The sequence below is a fragment of the Pseudomonas sp. SMN11 genome, assembly GCF_052041945.1.
Lineage (GTDB): Bacteria > Pseudomonadota > Gammaproteobacteria > Pseudomonadales > Pseudomonadaceae > Aquipseudomonas.
In genome coordinates this window covers 377,298-390,689 of record NZ_JBKGGW010000002.1, presented here as the reverse complement: position 1 = coordinate 390,689, position 13,392 = coordinate 377,298, and the positions used below count along the sequence as shown (strand labels likewise).

The following is a 13,392-nucleotide window of genomic DNA, read 5'->3' as shown; positions in this document are numbered from 1 at the left end:
GCTCACCACCCCGGTGCTCGGGTTGTAGCCGGTGATGGTCAGGGTGTTGCCTTCCGGCGTGACTACCGATTGCGGGAAGCCTGCAGCCACGCCGCCAGTGACCACGGCGATACCCCCCACGCTCAGGCTTAGCAGGCCGTCAGCCGCCGTCACTTTGAAGGTACCTTGCTGGGTCAGGGCATTCGCATCCGGCGCGGCGCCGTCGCTCAGGTGCTTCTCGTAGACGGTCAGCTCGCCGTTCTGCGCGTCCAGGCCGTCGAGGGTGACCGGGTCGTTGAGGTTGCTGATGTTCAGCGTCAACGTCGCCGTGCTGGTGTCGCCGTCGGCGTCCTTGATCGTGTAGCTGAAGTGCTCCACGCCATTGCCGCCACCGCCAAGGTTCATGAAGTCCGGGGCATTGGGGTTGAGCGTGTAGGTGTAGGAGCCGTCTGCGGCCAGGACCAGCGTGCCGTAGGTGCCAGTGAACGTACCGGCGATCACCGGGCCGCCGGCCACGCGGTCGGCGCCTTGCACGTCGTTGGTCAGCACATTCCCGGTCAGTTCGACATGCTGCTCGGTCGCCGTGACCACGCTGCCATCAGCGAAAGCCTGCGGCGCATCATCGTGGATGATCACGTCCAGCGAGCCCTGGGCAACATCACCGTCGCTGTCACTGACCAGGACCGGCAAGTGCTCGGTCAGCGACTTGGCCCCATCGTCCTCGATATGCTGCCCGGTCGCAGTCAGCGTATAGCTGTAACTCACCACGCCAGTGCTCGGGTTGTAGCCGGTAATCGTCAGGATGTTGCCCAGCCCGGTGGAGATCGACTGGCCAACGCCGGTCACCACGCCACCGGTGACCACGTTGATGCCACCGACACTGAGGTTGAACACCCCATCCTGAGCCACCACGGTAAAGCTGCCGTGCTGGGTCAAGGCCGCTGCATCACTGGCAGAGCCAAGCGGCAGATTCGCCTCGTTCAGGCTCAGTTCACCAGGGGCGATGTTCAGGCCCACCAACGTTACCGGATGATTTTCGTCTACCGTCGGGATGGACGGCTCCGTAGGTCCTGTACCGCCATCGCCGCCGCCAACCGGCCGACCGTTGAGCGAACTGCCATTGCTGGGGTCGAGGCCGCCCACTTCGCGATTGGCAAGCTCTGGAAAGCCATTGAAGCCTGCCGTCGGGAAGCCAACCACGGGATCGACACGAGCACCGACTTCACTGAGCAAGACGAAACTGTGGCCACCTCCCAGCGCCCCGGTAGCACTAGGGCTGCCTGACCCGGCGGCGGTCGGCTCGGCGCTCTGGGTCGGGTCGTCGCCAGCGGCAATCGCCTGCTGGATGCGCTCCACATCGCTCAGTTGCGCGTCGCTTGGCGCAGTGTCGTGGCCCTGCGCATGGGGCGCCCGGCTGGCCAGCAGGTCCGGGGTCATCTCCAGGCTGCTGTCACGGCCCAGGGTCAACTCGGCACCGTTCTGCAGGTGCACCGCCACGGCCCCTGCAGGCCCCGTTTCCAGTTGCTCGCCAGCGAACAGGCGGTCACCTTCGATCAAGGCTCGCCGACTGCCATCGCTGGCAACCGCGAAAACCTGACCAATCACCTTGCTGACCACACCGACTAACTTAGCCATGAGCGCACGCCTCCCCTAACTGATCGGCTACATCAGCCACTGACATTGCGCAGGCAGGTGTGGGCAAGGAGTCCGAAAAATCTCAACGGTGAGAATCGTTCTCTCAGGCTCTACTTTGGCGATAGGAGTTATTTAAGTTGGCCGTTAATGCATGCCAATTTTTTGTCGCCAAATACTGCTTTCACCTATCCGATCCATGTCCTTAGCTGTAAAAAATCTGGAATTTCCTGAAGTGCCTGTAAGCCGCGCCTTGCAGCGACTCGCAAATCCACTTGAATGAAACAATGTCTTGCTTTGCATAGACCGCATAAGTTTTTTTTCGCATAGGCGTTATGAAAAAATATTCTTAGCTCGCGCGTTAAATGTTCTTAGCTCTGTTGTTACAAACATGAAACGGTTTGAACTATAAATATCGTCATTTTATTGGCGAATGCAGGAATTTTTTGTGACCCAGGGAGAAGTAGCCCCATGCGCGTTCTAACACCCCTCGCCAGCGCAATGCTGGTAGCCATGGCATGTACGAGCGTTGAGGCCATGTCCCTCAACGAAGCCGTCCAGAGTGCCGTGGATTACCACCCAGAGATCAGTTCCAACCGCAACAGCAAGCTTTCGGCCGACGAGGACGTGAAATTCGCCCGTGGTGGCTACTACCCGACAGTGGACCTGGTGGCTGGTTATGGGCGCCAGCGCTCCGACAACCTGAACACCCGCGGTCTCAACCCGGACGGTACCAGCGACCACAGAAAGGAAACGCTCAATTACACACAGTCCGAACTACGGTTGCGGCAGATGATCTTCGACGGCTTCAACACCGCCAATGAAGTGGGCCGCACCGAGGCAGTGGCAACCTCCCGCGCCTACTACACCCAGGGCGTCGCCCAGGATGTCGCCTTGCGCGCCGTGGAGGTGTATCTGGAGGTGCTCAAGCGCCGCGAACTGGTAACCCTGGCCAAGAACAACCTGCAGGCGCACCTGCGCGTCAACGACCAGATCGGCCTGCGCAGCGAGCGCGGCGTGGGGAGCACCGCCGACCTCGACCAGTCCCGCGCCCGTCGCGCCCTGGCGGAAAACAACCTGGATACCGCCGAAGTCGACCTCGCCGATGCCGAAGCCAACTTCTACAGCGTGGTCGGCCGCGTGCCTGACGAGCTGGAAGGCCCACAGTCGATCAAGGTCGAAGTACCCGGCACGCTCGACGAAGCCCGCGAAGGCATGCGTCAGAACAACCCTTACCTGAAATCGGCCCAGGCCGACGTCAATGCCGCAGAACAGCAGTACGAAGTCGCCAAATCACCGTTCTATCCGCGACTGGACGCAGTGCTGGCTACCGGTGCCAACAACAACATCGGCGGCGAAAAGGGCCATAGCAACAACGACTGGCAGGCCGGCGTCGAACTCAACTACAACTTGTTCCGCGGCGGCAGCGACAAGGCCCGGCTGCAATCCGACGCGCACAAGATCAACCAGGCCCTGGACATCCGCAACAATGCCCTGCGCGAGCTGACCGAAAACCTCAGCCTGTCCTGGAACGCCATGAACAACGCCCGCAAACAGACCCCGACCGCCCGTGAGTACGCCGAAACCACCCAACGCGTGCGCGCGGCCTATCAGGACCAGTTCGGCCTGGGCCAGCGTACCCTGCTCGACGTGCTCGACAGCGAAAACGAGCTGTACAACGCCAACCGCCGTTACACCGAAGTGCGTTACACCGAAGAGTTTTCGATGTACCGGGTACTGGCGACCATGGGTGAACTGCTGAGCAAGCAACGCATTTCACTGCCACCAGAGGCTATCGCCAACAACGAGGTCCGGACCGAAGCCAGATTGCCCGAGATGCGCTAAGCGTCGCACGCACTGGCACGGATCGCCTGCACAGCAACCCATCCACCCTGGCGGGAGTAGGCCATCGTGACCAGTATGCAAAGCGCGCAACCGCGTCCGGATGTCGATGACCCACTGCTCGATGGCTTGCTGATCCTGTGCCGGCTGCACGGTCGCCCGGCCAGCCGAGCCAGCCTGTGCAGCGGCCTGCCCCTGGCCCAGCAGCGCCTGGGCGTAGACTTGCTGCCGCGGGCTGCGGCGCGTGCCGGCCTGCAAGCGCGGGTGCTGGAGCGAGCGCTTGATGACATCTCGGCGCTCAACCTGCCCGTGCTGCTGTTGCTCGACAATGGCCGCAGCGCGGTATTGCAACGCTGGGGCGATGACGGCCGCGCGCTGATCCTGCCCTGCGAAGCTGAAGGCGGCGAGCAATGGGTCGAACGTGTAGCGCTGCAACAGGCCTACAGCGGCAACGCCCTGTTCGCACGCCCACGCCATACCCTGGAAGACGTGCGCTCACCGCTGCTACCGCGGGTCAACGCCTGGTTCCGCGACACCCTGCGCCATTCCCGCTGGCTGTACGGCGACGCCCTGCTGGCCAGCCTGCTGATCAACCTGCTCGGTCTGATGGTGCCACTGTTCGTCATGCAGACCTACGACCGCGTGGTGCCCAACCAGGCGCTGTCGACCTTGTGGGTGCTAGTTGCCGGCCTGTTCATCGGCACCGCCTTCGAACTGGTGCTGCGCATGGTCCGCGCCCACCTGTTGGACCAGGCCGGCAAGAAGACCGACCTGATCCTCTCCGCCACCCTGTTCGAGCGCATCACCGGCATGGCCATGAAGGCCAAGCCCGCCACCATCGGTGGTTTCGCCCAGAGCATTCATGACTTCCAGGGCCTGCGTGAATTTCTCACTGCGGTCACCCTGACCAGCATCATCGACCTGCCCTTCGTGGCCCTGATGCTGCTGGTGATCGGCCTGCTCGGTGGCTGGCTGGTACTGATCCCGCTGATCGCCTTCCCGCTGGCGGTGGGTTTTGCCCTGATCATCCAGGCCCGCCTGCGCGACACCGTGCAGAAAAGCCTGAGCCTCGGTGCCGTGCGCCAGGCCCTGCTGATCGAAACTTTGGGCGGCCTGGAAACCCTCAAGGCCTGCGGCGCCGAAAGCGAACGCCAGTACCAGTGGGAGCACACCAACGCCGCCATCGCCCGCCTCGACGCCCATGCCCGCAACCTGTCGTCGCTGGCCAGCAACGGCACGCTGTTCATCCAGCAGTTCTGCGGCATGGCGACCATCGTTGCCGGGGTGTACAGCATCATCGCCGGCAACCTCAGCGTCGGCGCCCTGGTCGCCAGCTACATGCTCGGCAGTCGGGTGCTCGCCCCGCTCGGCCAGATCGCCGGGCTGATCACCCGCTACCAGCAGGCACAGCTGACCATGCGCAGTACCGACGCGCTGATGGCCCTGCCCCAGGAACGACAGCTCGACCAGCAGGCCCTGGAGCACACCACGCTCAAGGGTGGCCTGGCGCTGAGCCACATCACCTTCCGTTACCCAGGGCAAGTGAGCCCGGCACTGCACGATGTGAACCTGACCATCACCCCCGGCGAACGCATAGGCATCATCGGCCGCAGCGGCTCGGGCAAGAGCACCCTCGGGCGCCAGCTGATGGGCTTCCATCACCCCGACGAAGGCCAGGTGCTGCTCGACAACCTCGACCTGCGCCAGCTGGACATCGCCGACCTGCGCAGCCAGATCGGCTACGTAGCCCACGACCTGCCGCTACTGGCCGGCAGCCTGCGCGACAATCTGACCCTGGGCGCGCGCCACATCAGCGATGCGCGCATGCTCGAAGTGGCCGAACTGACCGGCGTCAGCGAGCTGGCCCGGCATCACCCGAACGGCTTCGACCGCCCGGTGGGCGAACGCGGCCAGCTGCTCTCCGGCGGCCAGCGCCAGGCGGTGCTGCTGGCCCGTGCGCTGCTGCTGGAGCCGCCGATCCTGATCCTCGACGAACCCACCAGCCACATGGACAACAGCAGCGAAGAGCAACTGCGCCAGCGCCTGCTGAGTTGGGTGCCGGGCAAGACCGTGCTGCTGGTCACCCACCGCACCTCGATGCTCAGCCTGGTCGACCGGCTGGTAGTGCTCGACAACGGCAAGATCGTCGCCGACGGGCCGAAGGATGCGGTTGTCGACGCCCTGCGCAAGGGCCGTATCGGCTCGGCCCTGTAGGAGCTCACCATGCCTCTCATGCAAAACGTACGCAGCAGCCATGGCACCGACAAACGGGCCGAACGCGACTACATGCCGGAACTGGCCGGCGCCACCCTGCAGGACTCGCCACGCCTGTCGCGCCTGACCGTGTGGCTGGCCGCCGCGCTGTTGCTGGTGGCACTGGTCTGGGCCAGCCTGGCGGTGCTCGACGAAGTGACGGTTGGCGAAGGCAAGGCGATCCCGTCGAGCAAGGTACAAGTGGTGCAGAACCTCGAAGGCGGTATTGTCACCGAGATCTTCGTGCGTGAAGGCCAGATGGTCGAGAAAGGCGCTACCCTGCTACGCCTGGACGACACCCGGTTCAAGTCCAACAAAGGCGAAAGCGAAGCCGACCGTTATGCCCTGACCGCCCAGGTCGAACGCCTGTCGGCGGAAGCCGAAGGCCGCCCGTTCGTGCTCTCGGACGAAGTACGCAACAAGGCGCCCCAGGTCGCCGAAGACGAGACGGCCCTGTACGGCTCGCGCCAACGGCGCCTGGCCAGCGAAAAACAGACCCTCAACGAACAGCTGCGGCAGAAAAACCAGGAGCTGGCCGAGTTCCGCTCCAAAGTCGATCAGTACCGCTCGGCCGTGGCGCTGTTGCAACAGGAGACAGACATGTCGGCGCCGCTGGTGAGCAAAGGCGCCATTTCCCCGGTGGAGATCCTGCGCCTCAAGCAACGCACCGTGGAAGCCCGCGGCCAGCTCAATGCCACCAGCCTGGCCATACCCCGCGCCGAGGCGGCGATCGCCGAGATCAAAAGCAAGATTGAAGAGTCCGACGCCAGCTTCCGCTCTGACGCAGCCAAGGAGCTGAATGACAAGCGCACCGAGCTGTCCAAAATCACCGCCACCAGCATCGCCATTGATGACCGGGTCAACCGCACCACCGTGGTTTCGCCGGTGCGCGGCATCGTCAAGCTGCTCAAGGTCAACACCATCGGCGGCGTGGTGCAGCCGGGCAGCGATCTGGTGGAAATCGTGCCGATCGAGGACAACCTGCTGATCGAGGCCAAGGTGCGCCCGCAAGACGTGGCCTTCCTGCACCCGGGGCAACCGGCGATGGTCAAGTTCAGTGCCTACGACTACACCATCTACGGCGGGCTCAAGGCCAAGCTGGAGCTGATCAGCGCCGACACCGTCACCGACGACAAGGGCAATGCGTTCTACCTGATCCAGGTGCGGACCGAGAAAAACCATCTGGGCGGGGACAACAAGCCGCTGCTGATCATCCCCGGGATGGTAGCCACGGTGGATATCATCACCGGGCAGAAAAGTGTGCTGGATTATCTGCTCAAGCCGGTGCTCAAGGCCCGGACCGAGGCGTTACGGGAAAGGTGAGTATCCCTAGCTGGCCTTAGCCTTTTCCATGATTTCGGTTGAAGGTCTCGGCGCCCATGGCCTTGATCTGCCCTTCGATCAACACCTCGAACGGCTTCAGCAGATCATCGAAGTTCGATGGTTGCTCCAGCACGTTCAACGCTTGCACCACCGCCTCGATGGTCGACACCGCTCCCGGCTCCGGCGCCTTGCGCAGGCGGTAGCGTGAAGGTGCCACTTGTGCCAGCGTCACCTTGGGAAGCGCCTCCAGCAGCGGGTTCAGGTACAGCAGCTTGCGTGCCTTGCGCCAGGTGCCGTCGGGGACGATCAACATGAACGGCCTGTCGTCCGCTTCGCCGTAGGCTGTCAGCGCTTGCGCCTGCTCACCGGGGAACAGCAGCACGGGGCGATAACCTGGGGTCGCCAACAATTCGGCAAGATCAGCGAAGACTTCGCCGACCCGCAGTTCGGCATTGACCAGACCGAGGGCAGCGAGGCGGGCAGTGTTCAGCGCATGGGCGGTTTCACTGGGGTGCTGCAGCAGGATCACCCGGGTACGGCTGTCGAGGCTGGGAATCACCGGGCAGAGGCAATGGTCGAGCGGGCGCTGGCAGCGTTCGCAGCGGGGTCTGGGCATGAGGATCTCCGTTGGCGGAGTATTTTGCCACAGGCTGATATTTAGGGCCCGCTTTGCGGGCCTTTCGCGGGTCTAGCCCGCGAATGGGCCTGCAAGCGTAAATCTATCGGTTGAACCGCTCCGCCAGGCTATGCAGGTATTCGGCCATCCGCTCCAGGTCTTGGCTGATCTCGGCCCCCTGCTTGGCCTGCCCTGCGCTCTGGTCGCACAGCTGGGCAATGCGCACGATCTGCTGGTTGATGTCCTCGGCCACATGGCTCTGCTGCTCCGAGGCCGTGGCCATCTGTTGGCTCATGCCGGTAATGCGGCTGACCGCCTGGGCGATCCCGGCCAGCGCCGCCTGCACCGCCTCGACACTGTGCACGCTGTCTCGCGAAATCTGCTCGCCGCGGCTGGCGGTGCTCACCGCCCGCTCGGCGCCGGCACGCAGCGAGGCGATGATCTGGTGAATCTCGTCGGTGGAGTCGCGCGTGCGCCGGGCCAGTGAGCGCACCTCGTCGGCGACCACGGCAAAGCCCCTGCCCTGCTCACCAGCCCGGGCTGCCTCGATCGCGGCGTTGAGCGCCAGCAGGTTGGTCTGCTCGGCAATCGAGGTGATCACGTCGACCACACTGCCGATCGACTGGGTCTGCTCGGCCAGGGCATTGACCGCCTGGCCGATGTCACTGACCGCCTCGCTCATGCTGCCCATGGCTTTCAAGCTCTGCTGCGCCAGCTCGCTGCCGTGCTGGGCCAGCTGATCGGCGTCACCGGCGGCATGGGCGGTGCTTTGTACGTTGTGGGTGACCTCCTGGATGGTCGCGGCCATCTGCGCGATGGCCGTGGCCGACTGGTCGGTCTCGCTGCGCTGGCGGTCGAGCATCTGTGCCTGGGCATCGGACAGGTCGGCCGATTGCGCGGCACGCGACTTCACCCCGACGCCGGCATCCACCAGTCGGGTCAGCGCGGTCTGCAGGCGCGCCTCTTCGCTGATGATGGCCAGGTCGAGCTGGCCCTGCAGGCCGGGGTTGTCACTGTAGGTCAGGGCCACCAGGGGGCTGGTGAACGCCTTGGGGTGTTCCGCGAGCGTGCGGCGGATTGCCTGGTCTTGCTGATGTTCGATCAGGTACCAGGCCACCAGCAAGCTGGCCATCAACATGCCCAGCGCCGCGTAGGGTGGCAGCCAGAGGTAACCGGCAGCCGACAGCAGACCTGCGCCGATCAATGGCCAGCTGTGGCCCAGGCCACGAGCGAGCCGGGCCGCCCACGGCACGGCTGACTTGCCTGCGCGAAGCCGCGCGTAAAGGGCTTCGGCACGGCGAATCTGCTCGCAGGTCGGCACCGAACGCACCGACTCGTAGCCACTGACGCGGCCATTTTCGTAGATCGCCGTGACATAGGCGCTGACCCAGTAGTAATCGCCGTTCTTGGCGCGGTTCTTGACCACGCCCATCCAGGGCTTGCCTTGCTTGATAGTCTCCCACATATGCCCGAAAACCGCTGGCGGCATGTCGGGATGACGCACCAGATTGTGCGGCTGGCCCACCAACTCCTCGTAGGTGAAGCCGCTAATCGCCACGAAGGCATCGTTGCAGTAGGTGATACGGCTGTTCAGGTCCGTGGTGGAGATAAGGCGCTGATCGCTGGAAAAGGTTCTTTCGTGCTCAGTGACGGGCAAGTTCATGCGCATCTTGAACGGTCCTTCGAAGATGGGAGTAAGGGAACAGCGCAACTAAATATCTAGCAGAGCGTGGAGGAGTTAGCGGCCATGTTGCCGATAAATTTAGCGTGCACCGTCGGATTGTCCGACAATTTACAAACCATCAACCGACATACAGTTGGCTCTTGAGCAGGTCCCGGAATGTTTGTAGCAACGGCTCCCGGCTCCGCCCCCTGCGAATGATCAGCGAGAATGGTGCCTGATAGCCGAAAGTGGCCGGCGATAGCACGCGTAGGTCGCCCTTGTCGGCCCACGCCTGGGCATAATGTTCGGGCAGATAGCCGATATAGGCGCCAGAGAGGATCAGGATCAGCTGCGCCTCCATGCTCTCCACCGTCGCCGCGCTGTGCTTGAAGCCATGCCGGGCCAGCTCGGCCTGGCTCCAGTAACCGCGCCCGACCATGCGCTGCTGGGTCACCACCTGCTCAGGGATGCGCCTTTCGGCGAACAGCGGGTGGCGGCTGCTGCAGTACAGCCAGTGCTGCTCACGGTACAACGGCTGATACAGCAGGCCGCTCATGCGCGAGGAGAACGCGCCGATGGCCAAGTCCAGGCGGTTGTCCTGCACACCCAGCTGCAGTTCGTAAGGGCTGGACACCGACAGATGCAGGTGCACGGCCGGGTGCTCCTGGCTGTAGGCGCCGATCACTTCAGCCAGTGGCAGTGCGCGATCGCCTACGGTGGAGTCGATCACGCCGAGGTTGAGGGTGCCGCGCAGCTCGCCCTTGAGCGCTGCGGCGTACTGTTCGAAACCATCCAGCTCGGCCAGCAGGCGCAGTGTCTCCTGGTGGAACAGCTCGCCCTTGCTGGTCAGGCTGAAGCCGCCGCGGCCGCGGTGGCACAAGACGATACCCAAGGCACCTTCGAGCTGGCTCATGTAGGTACTGATGGCCGAGGTCGACAGGTTGAGCTCGCGCTGGGCATTGGCGAACCCCTGGTGGCGCACCACGCTGACGAAGATGCGCAGCAGTTTCAGGTCGGGCAAGGTCGAGGCCATGGTGCAAGGGGTCCACAGGGGTATTTGCGCGCAGTCTAACCGCTCCTGCGGCCTTAGTTCAGAAATTCCTGAAGTAAGTATTTGCCGGTAGCGATTTTTCCCACGCACTACCTTGCGCAGACTTGGCCGAAATGACCCTGCCCGCCAGCGATCCAGACTTGATAGGCGTGCGGCGGCACAGGTTCGAACAAACAAAACAATCGACCGACTGATGAGGCCCACCGTGGACAAAGTTCTCCACCAACCACTGGGCGGCAACGAAATGCCGCGTTTCGGCGGCATCGCCACCATGCTCCGTCTCCCCCACCTGCAAAGTGCCCAAGGCCTGGACGCCGCGTTCATCGGCGTACCGCTGGACATCGGCACCTCGCTGCGCTCCGGCACCCGTTTCGGCCCGCGCCAGATCCGCGCCGAATCAGTGATGATCCGCCCCTACAACATGGCCACCGGTGCCGCCCCGTTCGACTCGCTGTCGGTGGCCGACATCGGTGACGTGGCGATCAACACCTTCAACCTGCTTGACGCCGTGCGCATCATCGAAGAAGCCTACGACGAGATCGTCGAGCACAATGTCATCCCGATGACCTTGGGTGGCGACCACACCATCACCCTGCCGATCCTGCGTGCCCTGCACAAGAAGCACGGCAAGATCGGCCTGGTGCACATCGATGCCCACGCCGACGTCAACGACCACATGTTCGGCGAGAAGATCGCCCACGGCACCACCTTCCGCCGCGCCGTGGAAGAAGGCCTGCTCGATTGCGACCGCGTGGTGCAGATCGGCCTGCGCGCCCAGGGCTACACCGCCGATGACTTCAACTGGAGCCGCCGTCAGGGCTTCCGCGTGGTCCAGGCCGAAGAGTGCTGGCACAAGTCGCTGGAACCGCTGATGGCCGAAGTGCGTGAAAAGGTCGGCGGTGGCCCGGTGTACCTGTCGTTCGACATCGACGGTATCGACCCGGCCTGGGCCCCAGGCACAGGCACCCCGGAAATTGGCGGCTTGACCACCATCCAGGCGATGGAGATCATTCGCGGCTGCCACGGCCTGGACCTGATCGGCTGTGACCTGGTTGAAGTCTCCCCGCCTTACGACACCACCGGCAACACTTCGCTGCTCGGCGCCAACCTGTTGTTCGAGATGCTCTGCGTGCTACCGGGCGTCGTGCGTCGCTGACCGCCGGCATTTGCAACACCCTTGTAGGAGCGGCCTTGTGTCGCGAAAGGGCCGCAAAGCGGCCCCCGGATTTTGGCGGCACCGCATAGATTGCTGGGGCCGCTGCGCGGCCCTTTCGCGACGCAAGGCCGCTCCTACAGACCCCGGCAGGAGCCATGAGGGAGGGCCATAGAGGCCCGCCAACACAAGACAAGACCGCCGGGCGCCGTGAACACGCCTGCGCGGTCGATCTCGCCATAATAAAGATAATCGGGAGACCCCCAATGGCCTTGGACATCATTGTTGTAATGATCTATACCGTCGGCATGCTAGGGCTGGGCTGGTATGGCATGCGGCGCGCGAAAACCCAGGAAGACTACCTGGTAGCCGGGCGCAACCTTGGCCCGACCCTGTATATGGGCACCATGGCCACCACCGTGCTCGGCGGCGCCTCCACCGTCGGCACCGTACGCCTGGGCTACGTCCACGGCATCTCCGGTTTCTGGCTCTGTGCCGCCCTGGGCCTGGGCATCATCGCCCTCAACCTGTTCCTCGCCAAGCCGCTGCTGCGCCTGAAGATCTTCACCGTCACCCAGGTGCTGGAACGTCGTTACAACCCGATGGCCCGTCAGGCCAGCGCGGCCATCATGCTGGCCTATGCGCTGATGATCGGCGTGACCTCCACCCTGGCCATGGCCACCGTCCTGCAAGTACTGCTCGACCTGCCGTTCTGGGCGTCGCTGCTGCTCGGCGGCGGAGTGGTGGTGGTCTATTCGACCATCGGCGGCATGTGGTCGCTGACCCTGACCGACATCGTCCAGTTCGTCATCAAGACCGTTGGCCTGATGTTCATCCTGCTGCCGGTGTGCCTGTACAAGGCCGGTGGCTGGGACACCTTGGTAGCCAAGCTGCCGGCGGCCAGCTTCAGCTGGACCACCATCGGCTGGGACACCATCATCACCTACTTCCTGATCTACTTCTTCGGCATCCTGATCGGCCAGGACATCTGGCAGCGGGTTTTCACTGCCCGTGACGAGAAGGTCTGCCAGCGCGCCGGCACCACCGCAGGTGTGTACTGCGTGCTGTACGGCCTGGCGTGCGCGCTGATCGGCATGTCCGCCCATGTCCTGATGCCGGACCTGGCCAACCCGAACAATGCCTTTGCCGAGATGATCAAAGGCCAGCTGCCGGAAGGCATTCGTGGCCTGCTGATGGCGGCAGCCCTGGCGGCCATGATGTCGACTGCCAGTGCCGGCCTGCTGGCGGCCTCGACCACCCTGACCGAAGACCTGCTGCCCAAGCTGCGTGGCGGCAAGCAGTCGAGCCTGGGCGTCAGCCGCCTGTTCACCCTGATCACCGGCTTGGTAGTGCTGGGCATCGCCCTGGCGGTGAACGATGTGATCAGTGCCCTGACCCTGGCCTACAACCTGCTGGTTGGCGGCATGCTGATCCCGCTGATCGGTGCGATCTTCTGGAAGCGCGCCACCACCGCAGGCGCCATCGCCAGCATGTCGCTGGGCTTTGCCACCGCACTGTTCTTCATGTTCAAGGACGGGCTGGATGCCAACACGCCGATCTACTACAGCCTGGCGGTTGGCCTGGTGAGCTTCGTGCTGGTGAGCGTGATGTCGCGCAAGCCGGTGGGTGAAGTGAAGCTGGCCTGATCAGGCCACAAGAGCAGAAACAAAAAGGCCGCAGCATCTGACAGATGCTGCGGCCTTTTGCATTTCAGCGACGACGCGGCTGGCGCTTGCGCTGCTCTTCATCAGTCGGGATCGGCACCGGCTGCAAGGGTGGTGGAATCAGCCCCAAAGCGACCGCCAGGTCGTGGAGCCAGTTGAACATTTGGTTTTTCATAATGCCCCCTTGACGGGTCAGCCTCACGGCAATTCAATCCT

The 13,392-nt window shown here is 63.5% G+C and carries 10 protein-coding genes; 5 read left to right on the top strand and 5 right to left on the bottom strand.

The window, feature by feature from the left end; translation table 11 throughout:
- Nucleotides 1-1,614, bottom strand: a 1,614-nt coding sequence (locus ACLEJU_RS04050; RefSeq protein WP_440776671.1) for a retention module-containing protein, incomplete at its 3' end; no start/stop codon positions are given.
- Nucleotides 1,615-2,082: 468 nt separating this feature from the next.
- Here ACLEJU_RS04050 and ACLEJU_RS04045 point away from each other — a divergent pair.
- The 3 genes from ACLEJU_RS04045 (at nucleotide 2,083) to ACLEJU_RS04035 (ending at nucleotide 7,029) form a co-directional block, all read left to right on the top strand.
- A complete protein-coding gene (locus tag ACLEJU_RS04045; RefSeq protein ID WP_435425405.1) occupies nucleotides 2,083-3,456 on the top strand; it encodes a TolC family outer membrane protein in 1,374 nt (457 codons plus the stop codon).
- 75 nt (nucleotides 3,457-3,531) lie between these two features.
- Nucleotides 3,532-5,667 (top strand): type I secretion system permease/ATPase, encoded by a 2,136-nt coding sequence (locus tag ACLEJU_RS04040; protein ID WP_435425407.1) that lies wholly within the window; start codon nucleotides 3,532-3,534, stop codon nucleotides 5,665-5,667.
- 9 nt (nucleotides 5,668-5,676) lie between these two features.
- Nucleotides 5,677-7,029 (top strand): HlyD family type I secretion periplasmic adaptor subunit, encoded by a 1,353-nt coding sequence (locus ACLEJU_RS04035; protein WP_435425404.1) that lies wholly within the window; start codon nucleotides 5,677-5,679, stop codon nucleotides 7,027-7,029.
- A 16-nt stretch (nucleotides 7,030-7,045) separates the two neighbouring features.
- On the opposite strand, the gene ACLEJU_RS04030 is transcribed toward ACLEJU_RS04035, so the two are convergent.
- From ACLEJU_RS04030 to ACLEJU_RS04020, 3 genes are all read right to left on the bottom strand, one after another.
- Nucleotides 7,046-7,645: a tRNA-uridine aminocarboxypropyltransferase gene (locus ACLEJU_RS04030; protein ID WP_435425403.1), complete on the bottom strand. Its 600-nt coding sequence runs from the start codon at nucleotides 7,643-7,645 to the stop codon at nucleotides 7,046-7,048.
- A 103-nt stretch (nucleotides 7,646-7,748) separates the two neighbouring features.
- Nucleotides 7,749-9,314 (bottom strand): methyl-accepting chemotaxis protein, encoded by a 1,566-nt coding sequence (locus ACLEJU_RS04025; protein ID WP_435425402.1) that lies wholly within the window; start codon nucleotides 9,312-9,314, stop codon nucleotides 7,749-7,751.
- A 133-nt stretch (nucleotides 9,315-9,447) separates the two neighbouring features.
- The gene (locus tag ACLEJU_RS04020) at nucleotides 9,448-10,341 is read right to left on the bottom strand and encodes a LysR family transcriptional regulator (protein WP_294341111.1); all 894 of its coding nucleotides are present in this window, start codon (nucleotides 10,339-10,341) and stop codon (nucleotides 9,448-9,450) included.
- A 223-nt stretch (nucleotides 10,342-10,564) separates the two neighbouring features.
- On the opposite strand from ACLEJU_RS04020, the gene speB reads away from it, so the two are divergent.
- Entirely contained in the window at nucleotides 10,565-11,515 is a 951-nt protein-coding gene (speB, locus tag ACLEJU_RS04015) for an agmatinase (RefSeq protein WP_008090804.1), read from the top strand.
- 263 nt (nucleotides 11,516-11,778) lie between these two features.
- Complete coding sequence (locus ACLEJU_RS04010) at nucleotides 11,779-13,158, top strand: sodium:solute symporter (protein ID WP_435425491.1); 1,380 nt, start codon at nucleotides 11,779-11,781, stop codon at nucleotides 13,156-13,158.
- A 64-nt stretch (nucleotides 13,159-13,222) separates the two neighbouring features.
- On the opposite strand, the gene ACLEJU_RS04005 is transcribed toward ACLEJU_RS04010, so the two are convergent.
- The gene (locus ACLEJU_RS04005) at nucleotides 13,223-13,351 is read right to left on the bottom strand and encodes a PA1414 family protein (protein ID WP_256215799.1); all 129 of its coding nucleotides are present in this window, start codon (nucleotides 13,349-13,351) and stop codon (nucleotides 13,223-13,225) included.
- Nucleotides 13,352-13,392 lie beyond the last annotated feature (41 nt).